General features: G+C 31.5%; 19 protein-coding genes. 12 read left to right on the top strand and 7 right to left on the bottom strand.

What is annotated here, in order from left to right; all coding sequences use genetic code 11:
• Positions 1-63: 63 nt before the first annotated feature.
• Positions 64-1,215, top strand: a complete 1,152-nt coding sequence (locus N5E64_RS03545) for a PAS domain-containing sensor histidine kinase (protein ID WP_219034287.1) — start codon at positions 64-66, stop codon at positions 1,213-1,215.
• Between the two features lie 476 nt (positions 1,216-1,691).
• On the opposite strand, the gene N5E64_RS03540 is transcribed toward N5E64_RS03545, so the two are convergent.
• The 3 genes from N5E64_RS03540 to rsmA are packed head-to-tail and all read right to left on the bottom strand — an operon-like array spanning position 1,692 to position 4,279.
• Positions 1,692-2,141, bottom strand: a complete 450-nt coding sequence (locus N5E64_RS03540) for a GyrI-like domain-containing protein (protein ID WP_280035752.1) — start codon at positions 2,139-2,141, stop codon at positions 1,692-1,694.
• Between the two features lie 11 nt (positions 2,142-2,152).
• Positions 2,153-3,508 (bottom strand): magnesium transporter, encoded by a 1,356-nt coding sequence (gene mgtE / locus N5E64_RS03535; RefSeq protein ID WP_114999505.1) that lies wholly within the window; start codon positions 3,506-3,508, stop codon positions 2,153-2,155.
• 3 nt (positions 3,509-3,511) lie between these two features.
• Positions 3,512-4,279 (bottom strand): 16S rRNA (adenine(1518)-N(6)/adenine(1519)-N(6))-dimethyltransferase RsmA, encoded by a 768-nt coding sequence (rsmA, locus tag N5E64_RS03530; protein WP_114999503.1) that lies wholly within the window; start codon positions 4,277-4,279, stop codon positions 3,512-3,514.
• A gap of 106 nt (positions 4,280-4,385) precedes the next feature.
• On the opposite strand from rsmA, the gene N5E64_RS03525 reads away from it, so the two are divergent.
• The 4 genes from N5E64_RS03525 to truB are packed head-to-tail and all read left to right on the top strand — an operon-like array spanning position 4,386 to position 7,177.
• A complete protein-coding gene (locus tag N5E64_RS03525; protein ID WP_114999502.1) occupies positions 4,386-5,279 on the top strand; it encodes an ABC transporter permease in 894 nt (297 codons plus the stop codon).
• Positions 5,279-5,581: a DUF3098 domain-containing protein gene (locus N5E64_RS03520; RefSeq protein ID WP_052217597.1), complete on the top strand. Its 303-nt coding sequence runs from the start codon at positions 5,279-5,281 to the stop codon at positions 5,579-5,581. Before N5E64_RS03525 ends, N5E64_RS03520 begins: the two co-directional genes overlap by 1 nt.
• Positions 5,581-6,465 carry an undecaprenyl-diphosphate phosphatase gene (locus tag N5E64_RS03515; protein WP_125349727.1) on the top strand — a complete coding sequence of 295 codons (885 nt, stop codon included), beginning with the start codon at positions 5,581-5,583 and terminating at the stop codon, positions 6,463-6,465. Before N5E64_RS03520 ends, N5E64_RS03515 begins: the two co-directional genes overlap by 1 nt.
• A gap of 1 nt (position 6,466) precedes the next feature.
• Complete coding sequence (gene truB / locus N5E64_RS03510) at positions 6,467-7,177, top strand: tRNA pseudouridine(55) synthase TruB (RefSeq protein ID WP_125349728.1); 711 nt, start codon at positions 6,467-6,469, stop codon at positions 7,175-7,177.
• Positions 7,178-7,216: 39 nt separating this feature from the next.
• Here truB and N5E64_RS03505 read toward each other — a convergent pair whose 3' ends face one another.
• Both N5E64_RS03505 and N5E64_RS03500 read right to left on the bottom strand, forming a co-directional pair.
• Entirely contained in the window at positions 7,217-7,879 is a 663-nt protein-coding gene (locus N5E64_RS03505; RefSeq protein WP_114999497.1) for an alpha/beta fold hydrolase, read from the bottom strand.
• Between the two features lie 8 nt (positions 7,880-7,887).
• A complete protein-coding gene (locus N5E64_RS03500) occupies positions 7,888-8,709 on the bottom strand; it encodes an AraC family transcriptional regulator (protein WP_180906175.1) in 822 nt (273 codons plus the stop codon).
• Positions 8,710-8,904: 195 nt separating this feature from the next.
• On the opposite strand from N5E64_RS03500, the gene N5E64_RS03495 reads away from it, so the two are divergent.
• The 7 genes from N5E64_RS03495 to N5E64_RS03465 all read left to right on the top strand — a co-directional run bounded on the left by N5E64_RS03495 (position 8,905) and on the right by N5E64_RS03465 (position 14,249).
• Positions 8,905-10,416, top strand: a complete 1,512-nt coding sequence (locus tag N5E64_RS03495; protein ID WP_221855308.1) for a succinate CoA transferase — start codon at positions 8,905-8,907, stop codon at positions 10,414-10,416.
• A gap of 104 nt (positions 10,417-10,520) precedes the next feature.
• Positions 10,521-10,799, top strand: a complete 279-nt coding sequence (locus N5E64_RS03490) for a hypothetical protein (RefSeq protein WP_280035742.1) — start codon at positions 10,521-10,523, stop codon at positions 10,797-10,799.
• Positions 10,800-10,805: 6 nt separating this feature from the next.
• Positions 10,806-11,195, top strand: a complete 390-nt coding sequence (locus tag N5E64_RS03485; protein WP_114999494.1) for a hypothetical protein — start codon at positions 10,806-10,808, stop codon at positions 11,193-11,195.
• A 9-nt stretch (positions 11,196-11,204) separates the two neighbouring features.
• Positions 11,205-12,341, top strand: coding sequence for a glutathionylspermidine synthase family protein (locus tag N5E64_RS03480; protein ID WP_114999492.1), 1,137 nt, complete (start codon positions 11,205-11,207; stop codon positions 12,339-12,341).
• A 242-nt stretch (positions 12,342-12,583) separates the two neighbouring features.
• The gene (locus tag N5E64_RS03475) at positions 12,584-13,243 is read left to right on the top strand and encodes a DUF4240 domain-containing protein (protein ID WP_219034278.1); all 660 of its coding nucleotides are present in this window, start codon (positions 12,584-12,586) and stop codon (positions 13,241-13,243) included.
• The gene (locus N5E64_RS03470) at positions 13,243-13,650 is read left to right on the top strand and encodes a hypothetical protein (RefSeq protein WP_280035738.1); all 408 of its coding nucleotides are present in this window, start codon (positions 13,243-13,245) and stop codon (positions 13,648-13,650) included. The genes N5E64_RS03475 and N5E64_RS03470 overlap by 1 nt, the downstream gene beginning before the upstream one ends.
• 176 nt (positions 13,651-13,826) lie before the next feature.
• Entirely contained in the window at positions 13,827-14,249 is a 423-nt protein-coding gene (locus tag N5E64_RS03465) for a hypothetical protein (RefSeq protein WP_280035737.1), read from the top strand.
• 50 nt (positions 14,250-14,299) lie between these two features.
• Here the strand turns inward: N5E64_RS03465 and sucD are convergent, their stop codons facing one another.
• Together sucD and N5E64_RS03455 are read right to left on the bottom strand one after the other, a co-directional pair.
• Positions 14,300-15,169, bottom strand: a complete 870-nt coding sequence (sucD, locus tag N5E64_RS03460; RefSeq protein ID WP_280035736.1) for a succinate--CoA ligase subunit alpha — start codon at positions 15,167-15,169, stop codon at positions 14,300-14,302.
• Positions 15,170-15,336: 167 nt separating this feature from the next.
• Positions 15,337-16,263: a UDP-3-O-(3-hydroxymyristoyl)glucosamine N-acyltransferase gene (locus tag N5E64_RS03455; protein WP_114999484.1), complete on the bottom strand. Its 927-nt coding sequence runs from the start codon at positions 16,261-16,263 to the stop codon at positions 15,337-15,339.
• Positions 16,264-16,298: the final 35 nt, after the last annotated feature.

The following is a 16,298-nucleotide window of genomic DNA, read 5'->3' as shown; positions in this document are numbered from 1 at the left end:
AAATATATTATAATCAAATAATCATTACATTTGATATAAATTTAAGAAAGATTTTACATTTAGATGAGAAATTTTCTAACAAAAAAAATAAACAAACGTTGGATTGGCTTCTTTATAATATTTGTGATTTTCGCTATTACAATATGGTCGAGTAACAAAATTGTACAAGAGCTAAAACGTGAAGAACACAAACGTGTAGAGAATTATGCGCGATCGTTAGAGTTAATAAGCTCATCCGAATTTTTAGATCCGAAAACACAAGATTTTCTATTCAAATTAATTGAAGACAACAAATCAATTCCTGTTGCACTTGTAGACGAAAAAGGCATTATTGTAGACACCAAAAATATTGATGAATCCATCGTAAAAGATTCGGTTCAATTAAAAAAATATGTCAACAAAATGAAATCGTCGGAACAAACAATTGATGTTGAATTAATCGGAACTAAAAATTATGTTTATTTCAAAAATTCAAAACTTCTCAATCAATTACAATATTATCCACTCATCATTATTTTATTGATTTTACTGTTTTTTGGATTTTCGTACTGGTATTTCAAAACAGTTCGTGACACCGAAAAAAGTTATTTATGGGCTGGAATGGCAAAAGAAACGGCACATCAAATTGGTACACCACTTTCTTCGTTGATGGGTTGGGTCGAATTATTGAAATTGGAAGAAATCGATCAAACTTCAGTCATAGAAATTGAAAAAGATGTGGATCGATTGAAACATATTGCCGAACGTTTCTCGAAAATTGGTTCAACTTCTGAACTCAAACAAACTGATATTATTTCAACTTCCAAACAAACAGTGGATTATATTTCGCAACGCATTTCGAAAGGAATTGAATTAAACTTTACTACCGATGTCGATGAATTTAACATCAATCTTAATTCTTCTTTATATAGTTGGGTTATCGAAAATTTGATGAAAAATGCCGCTGATGCAATGCAAAATAAAGGCGTTTTGGATATCGATATAAAAACGAAAGGTAAATTTGTCGAAATTTCTATTGCTGATACAGGTTCTGGAATTCCGACCAAATTGCAGAAAAAGATTTTTCAACCTGGCTTTACTACCAAAAAACGCGGTTGGGGATTGGGATTATCATTAGCAAAACGAATTATCGAAGATTATCACAAAGGAAAAATATTTGTAGCTAAATCATCTAAAGAAACGGGAACTGAGTTTAAGATTTTATTGAAAAAATAATCAGAAATATTACACAAAATCTTGATTATATAATAAGGTATACTTTTTGTGACTTTGTTAGAACGACAACTGTTTTGTAAAATTAATAATTATGAACGCAAAAGATGTATTGAAAGAATTACACGAAAAATATGATTTATAAGACTAGAATTTCTTCTGAAGCTGCCCAAGATATTGAACAAGCTCTTTCTTATTATTCAAACTTTTCTACATCTGCGGCAAAATCTTAAGTTTTGGAAACTTTGGAAATAATCCTTTCTATCAAGTGAACTATAGAAATTTGCGTTCAAAACCTTTTAGATCTTTTCCTTATTTGTTTTTTTTTGAAACTAATGAAGAAGAAAAAACTTTTTTATTTATGCAGTTTTTAATGCGCATAGAAATCCTACAAAATATCCAAAATAAAAAATGAGCTGAAAAGTTTTACTTTCAGCTCATTTTTTTAATATTATTTTCTAATATATCAGTATTAATTACTATTCTTTTACACCAATATAAATCTCAATTTCTGCACCAGCAGGATTTTGAGCTTTTTCGGTGTACAATTCGTAATCATATTTATACGTGCGATTTAGATTTGCATCATCATTCCAAATTTCTGTCCAAGTTTTCCCAACTGCTTCGTGCAATTCTCCTTTGGCAATATATTTTTTGAATGTTTGTGGCTCAAATTCACGACCAACCATACCTTCTGGAATTTCATCTAATGAAGAAACTTCTAAACCAATAATTGTCATATACTTTCCTGTAAAATCACTTTCATAATCTGTGTAAACAGAATAAATATTAGAACTAATTGCATTTGGAATTTTAGCAATTATATTCTCATCGAAAAATTGATGCCACAATTTTCCTAAATCATCAATCGCTTGACTATCATTATTAGACGTTTGAGTTGCTATTCCTATAATTTTTAACTTATTCATTTTTAAAGTTTTTAAAATCCTAAAATCATTTTCGCAATCGAAAAGTAAATCAACAAACCAAAAATATCATTACTTGTTGTGATAAATGGACCTGTTGCAATCGCAGGATCAACACCATATTTATGCAACATAATTGGAATAAATGTCCCAATCAAACTTGCTAAAATCATCACAATAACTAAAGCTAATACAATGGTTGAGGAAATTTCGTAACTCGTACTCATTAAGAAATGTGTCGCCAATAAAAGCACAAAAGCTAATAATGTACTATTTAATAAAGCCAATAACATTTCTTTTCCTAATCTTTTCCAAATAGAACCCGAAATATTACTATTCGCCAAACCTTGCACAATAATAGCAGAAGATTGCACACCAACATTTCCTGCCATGGCAGCAACCAGCGGCGTAAAAAAGAATAATTGCGGATACAAATTCATCGCATCACTAAAACTTTGCGACACATTAACAGCTACAAAACTACCTACCAAAGCCAATAAAAGCCAGGGCAAACGAGCGCGAGTTAATTTTAAGATATTATCATCAGAATCGACATTTTGAGTAATCCCGGCTGCTAATTGATAATTTTCTTCAGCTTCTTCACGAATCACATCAATCACATCATCCACCGTAATTACACCAACCAAACGCATTAATTCGTCTACTACAGGCACTTCGTACAAATCATATTTTTCGATTACTTTCGCAACCTCCATATCTTTTGTATAGGTCTTTACATATTGAATCTTTTCATTGTAAACATCCGCCACTTTTGTATTCGCAGAAGTCGTCAACAAACGCTTCAAACTCAATGTTCCAAGTAATTTTTCATCTTCATCAACCACATAAATTGAGAAAACCTCTTCTAAATCCTCAGCTTGTTTTCGCATTTGTTTTACTGCTGTGATTACCGACCAGTCTTTGTTGACTTTTATCAACTCTTTTCCCATCAAACCTCCAGCTGTATCTTCGTCGTAGCGTAAAAGATCTACAATTTCGCGGGCGTGTTCTTGATCTTCTAATTGCGCAATTACCTCATCTTTCTTTTCATCAGAAAGCTCATTAATGACGTCAACAGCATCATCGGTATCCATCTCATTAATGACATCTTCAGCAATTTCTTTTGCAGTAAGCGTTTTCAGGAATTTACGTCGATCATCTTCTTCTAATTCAAGAAGGATATCTGCAGAAATTTCATTATCGAGTAAATCAATTACAAAAGATTGTTCTTTGGTCGAAAGCTCATCAAACAATTCAGCAATATCGGCGGGGTGCAAATCTTGCAACATCTCCTTAACTGCTTTTGCATTTTGCTGATTAATACTTTCGTTTAAATCTTCAATAAAATCTTTTGTAATTTTTACCTCCATAATCTATTTCATTCTTTTCGTTAACTCAATAAAATCTTCGACAGATAATTGCTCTGCGCGCATGTTCAAAAACTCGTGATCGTTTAAATCTTCAGGAATTCCCAAAGCTTTCAACGAATTACGAAGCGTTTTTCTTCTTTGTCCAAAACCAGCTTTTACGACTTGAAAAAATCGTTTTTGTTCGATTCCTTCAATTTCTGTTCGGTAGCGTTTCATAATAATTACGCCCGATTTCACTTTTGGTGGTGGTGTAAAAACGTGTTCTGGAACGGTGAACAAATATTCACAATGATAATAAGCTTGCGCTAATACAGAAAGTATACCATAATCTTTTGTACCTTTTTTAGAAGCGATACGTTCGGCTACTTCTTTCTGAAACATTCCACAAACTTCGGGAACAGTGTAACGCTCTTCTAAAGTTTTAAAAATAATTTGCGAAGATATATTATACGGAAAATTTCCTAAAATAGCAATTTGTTCATCAAACTTTGATGAAAAGTCCATTTTCAAGAAATCTTCGGAATGAATTTTAAATCCTGGATAAAATGGTTGATAATATTCTTTTAAATATTCGACTGATTCTGTATCAATCTCCACAACCTCTATATTTTTCTTTGCTTGTAAAATATATTTTGTCAACACGCCCATTCCTGGACCAATTTCTAAGACACGATCATAGCCTTCCCAAGTTAACCCTTCGGCGATGTCTCGTGCAATATTTTCGTCATTCAAAAAATGCTGACCTAAATGTTTTTTAGCTTTTACTTTCAAAAATTCTAAATTTTAAGTTTTCTTTAACCAACTTACCGTAGAATATATACGGAATATCTTTCTTGCGAAATAAGTTTTTTTTATCTTAGCCCCAAAATTAACCCAAATGTCAAAAACGAACGATAAATTTGAGAAAAAAAGACTGCGATCTTCAAACATCACTGTTGTGATTAGTATTTCGCTTGTTTTATTTCTATTAGGTATTTTCGGCTTAATTGTCATTAATGCACAAAGTTACGCAGAACATCTAAAAAGAGAGTTAAAAATCGAGGCATATTTTAAAGATGTCGAAGATCCAAAATTAAAAGATAAGGAGCTTGATTTACAGAAATCTTATATCGATTCGTTGAAAGTGAAGTATCCTTTTGTTGAAGCTACACAGTATATCAGCAAAGAGGATGCAGCTAAAATTGCGAAAAAAGATTTGGGTACGGATGGTAGTGATTTCTTCGAAGAAAGTATTTTCCCTGCATCAGTTCAAATCACATTGAATCCTGCATTAATACAATCTGTAGAACAAATTGATTCTATTAATAAGGTATTGGCAAAAAATCCGATTGTAGACGAAGTAAAAAGTGACAAAGAAGCGATGGTAACGATTTACCACAGCATCAATAAAATTACATTCTGGATTATGATTTTTGCTGTTATTTTCTTAGTAATTGTAGTTGTATTAATCAACAACTCTATTCGTCTGAAAATTTACGCAAAACGTTTCAGCATCAAAACAATGCAATTAGTTGGTGCGCGTAGACGTTTTATTGTAAAACCTTTCTTGATAGAAGCCGCAGTTTTAGGTTTCTTAGCAGCATTTATTGCAGCTGTAGGATTAGGTTTCTTATGGTACATTTTAGCAACAAAAGTTGGTTTAGTACTTTGGAACCCAAGTTTTACTCCACTTATTCTTATTTTAATTGGAATTGGAGTTGTTATTGCCGTTTTCAGTACATTGTTTGCTGCATGGCGTTATTTAAGATTAAAAACTGATCAACTTTATTAATGAAATCAAATTCTATCGATACAACAAAAAAATCAGCATCTACAAATGATGCTGGTTTTACTTTTTTATTCGGAAAAAGAAATTACATTTTCATGGCAATTGGTGTTGCACTAATTGGTCTTGGATTTTTATTAATGACAGGACACGATGCCAACACAAGACCAGATGGAACGTGGGATGCAAATTATTGGAACGACGAAATCTATTCTTTTCGTAGAATTAGATTAGCGCCATTTTTAGTTGTCGTTGGTTTCATCGTCGAGATTTATGCCATTTTAATCAATCCGAATAAAGAAAAATAATGAATACTTTACAAGCAATTATAATTGCTATAATAGAAGGTCTTACCGAATATTTACCAATTTCTTCTACAGCACACATGGGATTCACAGCAGCTTTGATGGGAATGCCAGAAAGCGAATTCTTAAAAATGTTTCAAGTTTCGATACAATTTGGAGCAATTTTATCAATCGTAGTTTTATATTGGAAAAAATTCTTTGACTTCAAAAATTTCAATTTCAATTTTTATATCAAATTAGCTTGTGCGGTTGTTCCTGCACTTATTTTAGGAAAACTATTCGATGATAAAATCGAGGCTGTTTTAGGAAATCAAGTTGCTATTTCTGGAATGTTAGTTTTCGGAGGAATCATTTTATTATTTGTAGATAAATGGTTCAAAAATCCTAAAATTAATGATGAAAAAGACATCACATTAAAACAAGCAATTATCATTGGTTTTTGGCAATGTTTGGCGATGATGCCTGGAACTTCTCGTTCTGCCGCTTCTATTATTGGTGGTATGACACAAGGTTTATCGCGTAAAGCAGCTGCAGAATTTTCATTCTTTTTAGCGGTTCCGACAATGTTAGCGGTTACAGTTTATTCTATTTTTGTTAAAACTTGGGGAGAAGATACTGCAACACCAATGAAAGGTTATGAAATGATTTTACAAGATCAAAACCATATTATATTATTCTTAATTGGAAATGTTGTAGCATTTATTGTAGCATTAATCGCAGTGAAAACATTTATCGCAGTTTTAACAAAATATGGTTTCAAATTTTGGGGGTGGTACAGAATAATCATCGGAATTATTTTATTGATTTATTTCTCATATAATTCTCCAACACAAGCAGAAAAAGACAATGCCGCTTCAGTAGAAACTACAATGATTCAGCACAAATAAGATGAATGTAGAAAAAATACAAGAAGGTCACGTTTTTTTGATTGATAAACCACTTGATTGGACATCTTTTGATGTTGTAAATAAGATTCGTTGGAACATTAGAAAAGCATATAACTTAAAGAAAATAAAAGTTGGACATGCTGGGACTTTAGATCCAAAAGCTACTGGACTTTTATTGGTTTGTACAGGGAAATGGACAAAACGCATTGATGAATTTCAGGCGCAAGAAAAGACTTATACTGGTACAATTAAATTAGGTGTTACAACGCCTACCTATGATTTAGAATCGGAAGAAAATGAAACTTTTCCGACAAATCATATCACAGAAGAAATTATTCGCGAAGCAACAAAACAATTTGTTGGAGAAATTGAACAATTTCCGCCAATGCATTCAGCGGTAAAAGTAGATGGAAAACGTTTATATGAATTAGCTCGCGAAGGTCAAGAAATAGAACGTAAAGCACGTAAAATAACGATTCACGATTTTAAAATTACAAAAATAGATTTACCTTTTGTCGATTTTGAAGTGAATTGTAGCAAAGGAACCTACATTCGTTCTTTGGCTTTTGATTTTGGAAAAGCAGTCAATTCTGGTGGATATTTAACAGCACTTCGTCGTACAAAAATTGGCGAATTTGATGTCATCAATGCTGAAAATTTCGCTTTAGAAAAAAGCTATTTTGAAGAAGAAAATACAACAGAAGAAGTATAAAATCAGAAAAGCTTGAACAAATGTTCAAGCTTTTTTTAGTTATAAAGTGATTAATACTTTATTTATTTCATCGCTCACTAATTTTGGCTTTTGCATCACCATAATATGTGTTCCGCCTTCTATTTGTATTGCATCTTTGATATATTCAATCGGAAAAACAATATCTTTTGTACCATGAATATGTGTAATATTTTCTTCATGATAAGCTGTAGAATGTTCCCAGTTTACAATCTTATGAATCGACCAACTTAAATATTCTTTGTTTCGAAACTCAAAAATATCGTCAATATTATCTTTTTCTCGATCAGTATAATATAATTTTCGCATCATCATGTACGAAAATGTCCGATCCGAAGTTAAGAAACTCATCGGAATTATTTTATGTGCATTAATAGAAGCCGAGAATCGAAATAACTTCGGAAGCTCTGCCCTATTCTTCACTGTCGAAATCAGAAATGTATGTTTTGGATTAATAAAACGATTCATTTCCTGCACAATTATTCCACCAAAAGATAATCCCATCAAAAGAAAATCTTCTGTGGGATTTATTTTATCTAATAATCTTTCGGTATAATGAGCCAAAGTTTCATCTTTCTCTGGATCTAACCAAGGAATATAAACTTGCTCAAAATCTTGTTCCAAGCGTAGATTTCGAAAAGCATTTGCGTTTGCGCCTAATCCACTTACTTGATAAATTTTCATACCTTAATTTATAATATATCTTTTTTCTTTGAGTAATCTGTTGGACGAACTCCAATTACTTTTTGGAATGTATTACTAAATGTTGGTAAACTATTGTAACCAACCATTGTCGAAATTTCACTGATTGAATACGTATTATCAATTAACAATTGTAAAGCGCGTAACATTCTTAAAATAGTGAAATATTGAACAAATGTCATATTCAAATCTTTTTGGAATAATCGTGATAATGATCGTTCAGAGAAACCGAATTCGGCTGTAATTTTCTTCATTGTAATCGAAGAATCCATATTATCATCTAAGAATTGAACGATTTTTTTCAGACGTTCATCGTGTGGTAATGGAAGAGCTAATCGTAAACTACTTTTGCTTACTTTAGGTAATATTTCTTTAAAAGCTTGTGCGATTACATATTCGCTTCTGTTTTCTGGAACAATATCTCCTTTCCATTGGTTAGAAAATAATAAAAGCTCTAACAATAATCCATCAGCAGGATAGATTCCTACTTTTTTATAAAACGAATTATCACTTTCATTAATAGGGAAATATAAATTTCTCATAATCACCTCTGGTGTATTTGGGTGTATACTATGTTCCACATGAGGCGGTATCCACATATAGTGTCTTGCAGGTAAATAAAAGGTATCTTTTCCTATTTTTACATAAACTATTCCTCCCTCACAATAAAGAAATTGCGCTTTGTTATGTTTATGTTCTACCACGTATGCTTCCGAAATTTCCTTATGGTAACAGAAAATTGAGGTTGGTAATTTGTCAATTTCGGTTAAGTAATATCGTGTTTCGAACTTATTATCCAAATGTATATTCATAGTTTCTTTAATCTGCGAACTAATATAATAATTTATTTGATATGATGTATAATGTACACAAATAAAAATGTCCGAAATAGATAATTATTTGACTATTTTTAATATTAACTTTTTATTAATTAGTCCAATATTTGTAATTCCCCTCGTTCAGAAGGGAACAATTATTGAATAGTATTAGAAAGAAAAAGTTGCATTATGTTGGAAAGAATAAAATTAACTGACTTACAGTCAAAAGTAATGACAGCAGAGGAGTCTGCCAAATTTTTTGAAGATGGAATGACTGTTGGTTCTAGTGGTTTTACAAGAGGAGGCGATACAAAAGTTGTATTAAAAGCTGTTGCGGAGCGTGCCAAATCTGAAAATTTAAAAATCACTTTAGTAACAGGAGCTTCATTAGGACATGGTACAGACGCAGCTTTAGTAGAAAGTGGAGCATTAAAAAAACGTTTACCATTCCAAGTAGACACTGTAATGCGTAAAAATATAAATGCAGGTAATGTTTTATTTATCGATCAGCATTTAGGAGAAACTGCTGAACATATTTTAGATGGACAATTTAAAATTAATTTAGGTATTTTAGAAGTTGCTGAAATTTTAGAAGATGGTTCTTTAGTACCTACAACTTCTATCGGTAATAATGCAGAAATTGCTGCAAATGCAGACAAATTAATCATTGAGATTAACACGTCTATCCCTACAAATATAAAAGGTATTCACGATATTTATAGTGTAGAAGAATATGGGAAACGTACACCAATTAACATCACTGCTTGTGATACAAAAATTGGAACAGAAACAATAAAAGTAGATCCTTCTAAAATTGTTGGAATTGTTTTTCACGACATTCAAGATGCTCCTGGAGACATTCAACCAGCTGATGAAGCGACTGCTGCAATTGCTCAAAACATTGTGAAATTCTTCGAAAATGAAGTTGAAGAAGGTCGTCTTACAAAATCATTAATGCCATTACAATGTGGTATTGGTAAAGTTGCAAACGCTGTTTTAGGTGGTTTAGAACATTCTGATTTTGAAGATTTAGTAATGTACTCAGAAGTTTTACAAGATTCTACATTTGACTTAATTGATTCTGGAAAAATGAAGTTTGCTTCGGCATCTTCTATGACAGTTTCTCAAGAATGTTATGACCGTGTTATAGGAAACATCGACAATTATAAAGATAAAATTGTTTTACGTCCTCAATCTATTTCTAACTCTGCCGAAGTTATTCGTCGTTTAGGAATTATTGGAATCAATACATCTTTAGAGTGTGATATTTATGGTAACGTAAACTCAACTCATGTTTCTGGTACACACATGATGAATGGTATTGGAGGTTCTGGAGATTTTGCTCGTAATGCATTTATCTCAATCTTTGTTACTGCTTCTATCGCAAAAGGTGGAAATATTTCGTCTATCGTTCCGATGGTTTCTCATCACGATCACACAGAACATGATGTAGATATTATTGTTACAGAGCAAGGTTTAGCCGATTTAAGAGGTTTAGCACCACGCGAAAGAGCTATCGAAATTATCAACAACTGTGTTCATCCAGATTATAAAGGTGAATTATTATCTTATTTCGAAAGAGCTTGTGCAGAAAGAGGTGGTCAAACGCCACATATCTTAGAAGAAGCGTTCTCTTGGCACACAAGATTGAAACAAACAGGTTCTATGAAAAAAGAAGAATTATTAGTTTTGAATCATTAGAATAATAAATAATAAGACTATACTTTTTCAAAAAGCATAATTCAGAATTTCTGAATTGTGCTTTTTTTGTGAAATAATGTAACTTTGTTAGAAGTCTAAGAAACATGAAAAAAATACTTTTAGTAACACTACCATTGACAACTTTTTTTGCGTGTCAATCTAATCAAAACGAAAATCAGAATTTAGAACAAATTGATAAAAAATCGGCTCGCGAAGTTGTTTTAACAACAGAAACAAAAGGCGATTCTGTTTTACATATTACTAAACAAAAAATTTGGTCAAACGATTTGATGATTGCAGAAAAAGTAGATACGTTGATTACGCACAAACAATATACACCTACCGATTCTACTAAAATTCCTATTTACGTAACCATTCAATAATCTATCATGAATAAAAAAGAAAAAAGAGCAAGTAAAGTTGTGACTTTAGTGTTAATTTCTTCGGTTCTTAGTTCGTGTATGAATCGTGAAGAAGCGCCTGTTACAAACAATGCGCAAAAGGTATATATGCGTGCAGATTCTACTGCGCCTTACACAGATGTCACGTCAAATTATTCGTCGCATTCTGGTGGTTCACATCACGGCGGAATGGGAAGTTCGTTGCTGTGGTTTATGGCTTTTCGTAGCTTAACTGGTGGCGGAATGGGCTATGCAAGTCAAGGTTTGCATCAACAATCTAATGTTGGAACAAATACTGCAAAAGCACAAGCGTACAAAAGTCAAACTGTTCGTGGTGGATTCGGAAAATCTGCTTCTTCTCGTTCAGTTTCATCTTAAACAAATTTTATGCAATTAAAAAGAATAAAAGCTGACGAAAACTGGCAAGGAAGGTTAGAAAATATCGGCTTTGGTTATCATACAGACGAAAATAAACAAACCTATTGGGTAGAAGATTATTATTATTCGATTTCAGAAAAAGAAGCGGATAAATTTTTTGAAGCGACAAACGAATTATGGGAAATGTGCTTGAATGCTGTCGAACATGTGATTCAAAATAATCGTTTGGACGAATTTAAAATTCCAAAATTTATCCAACCTTATTTGATTGATACATGGGAAAATGATGCGCCAAGTATTTATGGACGTTTTGATTTTGCTTATGATAATGATCAATTAAAAATGTTAGAATTCAATGCTGATACACCAACTTCTTTGTTCGAATGTGGTGTTGTACAATGGCTTTGGATGGAAAATTATTTTGGAGAAACGAAAGATCAATTCAATTCTGTTCATGATAAATTAATTGAAACATGGAAAATGTTAAAACCTTATTTGAAAGGTGAAACATTGCATTTTTCTTGCGTGAGAGAATCGTTAGAAGATTTGACGAATATCGAATATATCAGAGATTGTGCGATACAAGCCGGAATTAATACCAAATTAATTTACGTTGACGAAATCGGTTGGAATAATGTCAATTTTGTTGATTTAGAAGAAAAACCAATTACAGATATTTTCAAGCTTTATCCGTGGGAATGGATGATGAACGAGTTGTTTGCATACAACATCAAAAATGATGAAATCAACGCAAATTGGATAGAACCTGCTTGGAAAATGATTCTTTCGAACAAAGCTATTTTACCAATTTTATGGGAATTGTATCCAGATCATCCATTATTATTAGAAGCTTATACAGATTCACCAAAAGAGATGAAGAATTATGTCAAAAAACCATTGTTATCACGTGAAGGCGCAAATATAGAAGTTGTAAAAAACGGAACTATTTCGGAGCAAACTTCAGGAGAATATGGTGAAGAAGGTTTTATTTATCAAGCTTTGGCTAATTTACATCATGAAGAAACAGGTTATACCATTATCGGAAGTTGGATTATTGGACAAGAATCATGTGGAATTACGTTCCGCGAAAGTGACCAATTTATTACAACTGATAAAAGTCGTTTTGTCCCGCATATTATTGAGTAAAATATTTAAAACCAAAAAGTCTAATTCCACTTCGAATTAGACTTTTTTTAGTTTAAACAAAATCAAACAATTACCTTAAAAATTGTAAATAGTTTAAAAATTAATAGGTTTCATCATATTTTATTTATAAATTATAAAAAGATTTTATTAAAATGTTTTATCAATTAAAGGTTTAAGAAATAAAACGTTAGATAATTTTTTACGAATCAAAACCAACTAAATACAAACTAAAAAGTAGAAATATGGATTTTTTAGATGATTTGTTTAACTCTTCAACCCTTCCCTCAGAGCGCATTTCGCGTATGCTCGAAGAAGATTTGTTTTGGCAAATTATAGAAAATTCTTTGCTCAATGCCAATAATTTGCAAGATCAAGAAAAGGCTTTGGAACAAGAATTAGAAGATCTAACTGCCGAGGATATTATTGGTTTTCAACTTCGATTAGAGTTCTACTCCTATTCATTACATTCGCCTGAAATATGGTGTGCAGCTTGTATTATGAATGATGATACAGATCCAACACATTTCTATTATTTCAAAAATTGGATTATTTCGCAAGGACAAGAATTGTTTGAAAAGGCAATTTTGAATCCTGATAATTTAGCTGATTATTTTAACGAAGGCTTCAACGAAGATGATTTATATGAATTTGAAGATTTTCATTTAATCGCTGATGATGTTTTCTATGAAAAATTCGAACACAAGATTATTGACTTTGTAGACAAAGAATGTTTTAAATTTTATACCGAAAAATCTCCAAAACCTGAGTTTGATTGGGATGATGAAAATTTAACCAATTTGCAAATCATTTGTCCAAGATTATTCAAAGTTTTTATCGAAGATTATTCTCCAGATGATGACGAAATGGAGGATGATTTTGATGATGAAGACGAGTTTTTATAATGATAATATTTAATACCCATTTTATTCCTTCAAGGGAAGATAGTGCTCTAAGGAAAATTGTCACATTAATTTCAGTAGTTGCCTATTTCTTTTTTATATTAATTGGTTATAGCTCTTTCAATTATTTTTTAATTTCTGGACTTATTATAGTTCAACTTTATTTTATAATTAGTAATAGTAAAGAGTCTTATGAGTTTAATAACAACAAACTTATTTATACTAATTTAGTATATAAGAAAGCGATAGATTTCACAAGCTATAGTATTACAAACGGTGAATATAAAGATTCTTATAAAAAGAAATCTAATGGACAATTAATTCAATTGTATGCTGATAATAAAATAGTTTGTCGTATTAAAGAAGTTCATAATAAATATGTGTTTGATGAGAGATTCTATCTTATTTAAAAACTAATTATCCTGAAATAAAAAAGAATGAAGATTTTGAAATAAGTTTTGTAGAAAAAGAATATATTATAATTACATCATTGATTTTCTCCTCTTTAATAATATTTATTTTATTTTTTAGCATAGAAAATTATCAGCCTGATAAAATACAAGAATACAAAACCATTAAAGGTCATATGGCTTATCAGCCAGAAATAGATTTTAGTGGAAAAAGGAAAAATCGAAAAGAATATTTAATCTTTAAATTAAAAGAATATCCTCAAATAAAATTCAACTTACAATATGAAAATTTCAATAAAATTAATGGATATGAATTTGTTAAAACAAATCATCAAAATAATTTGATTGAATTCGAAATTTTTAAAGAGGATAATGATTACAAAATCAAAAAACTGGCACAACCTTATTTTTATTCTCATTTAAATAATAAGAAAATAATATCAATACAAGCTTTAAAATATCAAAATAAAGAGTTAATACAAATCGATTTTTCAAATAAATTTCAAGGGCGATTTGATTTATTACTAATGTGTTTAGGAGTATTATTGATTGTATTGATTACATATAATATTTATTGCATAACAAGAATTTTAAAATAAAAAAAGGAACTCAAATTTGAGTTCCTTTACTATTTTGATTAAGAATATTCTTATCCTAAAACTTTTGCAACTGTAGCTCCAATATCAGCAGGAGATGCAACAACGTGGATTCCACATTCTTCCATAATTGCCATTTTAGCTTGTGCTGTATCATCAGCTCCACCAACGATAGCTCCAGCGTGTCCCATTGTACGACCTTTTGGTGCAGTTTGTCCTGCAATAAATCCTACAACTGGTTTAGTTCCATTTACTTTAATCCAACGAGCAGCCTCAGCTTCTAATTGTCCACCAATTTCACCAATCATTACGATACACTCAGTTTCTGGGTCATTCATAAATAATTCAACAGCTTCTTTCGTTGTAGTTCCAATAATTGGGTCTCCTCCAATTCCGATTGCTGTAGAAATTCCGTAACCAGCTTTTACAACTTGGTCAGCAGCTTCGTAAGTTAAAGTTCCTGATTTAGAAACGATACCAACTTTACCTTTTTTGAAAATGAAACCTGGCATAATACCAACTTTTGCTTCCTCAGAAGTGATAACACCAGGACAGTTAGGCCCGATTAATGTTACATCTCTTTGATCAACATACGCTTGTACTTTTACCATATCTTCTACTGGAATACCTTCTGTAATACAGATAATTACTTTGATACCTGCTTCTGCAGCTTCCATTACAGCGTCAGCAGCGAATGCTGGTGGAACGAAAATAATAGAAACGTCTGCTCCTGCTTGATCAACAGCATCTTTTACTGTGTTAAAAATTGGTAACCCTAAGTGAGTTTGTCCTCCTTTCCCTGGAGTTACACCACCTACTACTTGTGTTCCATATTCAATCATTTGCTCAGCATGAAAAGTTCCTTCTTTCCCTGTGAAACCTTGAACGATTATTTTTGAATCTTTGTTTACTAATACAGACATTGTGATTTTTAATTTACACAAATATAAAAGGAGTTTTGCATTTTAAAAAATATTCAATGTAAAAAATACACTAAATCTTTATTGGAACAGGACAAAAAAGGATAAGATATTTATCATAAAAAAAGCCGACCAAACGGTCGGCTATAAAATATTTTCTATAGATAATTTTATTTTCTCTTGTAATCGCGAACCATTATCTCTGTGACAGCCATTTTTTTATACAATCCTCGAGCCTCTTCAGCTGGATAACCAAAATATGTTTTTCCTCCTTCCAGAGATTTACTAACTCCTGCTTGTGCTAATAATACCGCTTTTGTACCGATTGTTACACCACTTGTAATCCCAACTTGTCCCCAAATAGAAACTTCGTCTTCTACATTTACACAACCAGCAATTCCAACTTGCGAAGCAATCAAACATTTTTTACCAATAATTGTATCGTGACCAATCTGAATTAAATTATCCATTATTGTTCCTTCACCAATAATTGTAGAAGCAGAAACTCCTCTATCTATCGTACAATTCGCACCAATTTCTACATTATTTTCGATGATAACATTTCCGACAGATTTTAAACGATCAAAACCTGTTTCACGGTTTTTGTAGTAAAATGCATCAGCTCCTAAAACTGTTCCCGAACGAATAATTACATTATCTCCGATAATTGCATAATCATTGATTGAAACATTAGAATGAATCACACAATTTTTTCCAATTTTGACATGATTTCCTATAAATGCGCCTGGCTGAATAATTGTTCCTTCACCTATTTCTGCAGAATCAGAAATTTGTTTTGTAGCAGCTTCAAACGCCATAAAATGTTGTCCAATTTTGACAAAATCACGGAAAGGATCATCAGAAATCAACAAAGCTTTTCCTTCTGGACAATCAACTTCTTTGTTAATCAAAACAATTGTTGCATTCGATTGTAGCGCTTTATCATAATATTTTGGATGATCAACAAAAACAATATCTCCCGCTTCTACACGGTGAATTTCATTGATTCCTTCTACTGGAAAATTTTCGTCTCCAATAAATTTCGCATCGATAATTGATGCTATATCTTTTAATTGATGTGTTTGTGGAAATTTCATCTTTCTCTCCTTTTAAAAAGTCTACAAATATAAAA

The sequence above is a fragment of the Empedobacter sp. GD03739 genome (assembly GCF_029843245.1).
GTDB lineage: Bacteria > Bacteroidota > Bacteroidia > Flavobacteriales > Weeksellaceae > Empedobacter > Empedobacter falsenii_B.
This window is presented reverse-complemented; position numbering and strand designations above follow the sequence as displayed.

Coding starts and splice junctions, on each gene's coding strand:
- N5E64_RS03465 (WP_280035737.1), top strand. CDS start 13,827: ATGGCTTATCAGCCAGAAATAGATTTTAGTGGAAAAAGGAAAAATCGA.
- N5E64_RS03480 (WP_114999492.1), top strand. CDS start 11,205: ATGCAATTAAAAAGAATAAAAGCTGACGAAAACTGGCAAGGAAGGTTA.
- N5E64_RS03455 (WP_114999484.1), bottom strand. CDS start 16,263: ATGAAATTTCCACAAACACATCAATTAAAAGATATAGCATCAATTATC.
- N5E64_RS03520 (WP_052217597.1), top strand. CDS start 5,279: ATGAAATCAAATTCTATCGATACAACAAAAAAATCAGCATCTACAAAT.
- N5E64_RS03505 (WP_114999497.1), bottom strand. CDS start 7,879: ATGAAAATTTATCAAGTAAGTGGATTAGGCGCAAACGCAAATGCTTTT.
- N5E64_RS03540 (WP_280035752.1), bottom strand. CDS start 2,141: ATGAATAAGTTAAAAATTATAGGAATAGCAACTCAAACGTCTAATAAT.
- sucD (WP_280035736.1), bottom strand. CDS start 15,169: ATGTCTGTATTAGTAAACAAAGATTCAAAAATAATCGTTCAAGGTTTC.
- N5E64_RS03475 (WP_219034278.1), top strand. CDS start 12,584: ATGGATTTTTTAGATGATTTGTTTAACTCTTCAACCCTTCCCTCAGAG.
- N5E64_RS03495 (WP_221855308.1), top strand. CDS start 8,905: ATGTTGGAAAGAATAAAATTAACTGACTTACAGTCAAAAGTAATGACA.
- N5E64_RS03490 (WP_280035742.1), top strand. CDS start 10,521: ATGAAAAAAATACTTTTAGTAACACTACCATTGACAACTTTTTTTGCG.
- N5E64_RS03545 (WP_219034287.1), top strand. CDS start 64: ATGAGAAATTTTCTAACAAAAAAAATAAACAAACGTTGGATTGGCTTC.
- N5E64_RS03515 (WP_125349727.1), top strand. CDS start 5,581: ATGAATACTTTACAAGCAATTATAATTGCTATAATAGAAGGTCTTACC.
- mgtE (WP_114999505.1), bottom strand. CDS start 3,508: ATGGAGGTAAAAATTACAAAAGATTTTATTGAAGATTTAAACGAAAGT.
- N5E64_RS03500 (WP_180906175.1), bottom strand. CDS start 8,709: ATGAATATACATTTGGATAATAAGTTCGAAACACGATATTACTTAACC.
- truB (WP_125349728.1), top strand. CDS start 6,467: ATGAATGTAGAAAAAATACAAGAAGGTCACGTTTTTTTGATTGATAAA.
- N5E64_RS03525 (WP_114999502.1), top strand. CDS start 4,386: ATGTCAAAAACGAACGATAAATTTGAGAAAAAAAGACTGCGATCTTCA.
- N5E64_RS03485 (WP_114999494.1), top strand. CDS start 10,806: ATGAATAAAAAAGAAAAAAGAGCAAGTAAAGTTGTGACTTTAGTGTTA.
- N5E64_RS03470 (WP_280035738.1), top strand. CDS start 13,243: ATGATAATATTTAATACCCATTTTATTCCTTCAAGGGAAGATAGTGCT.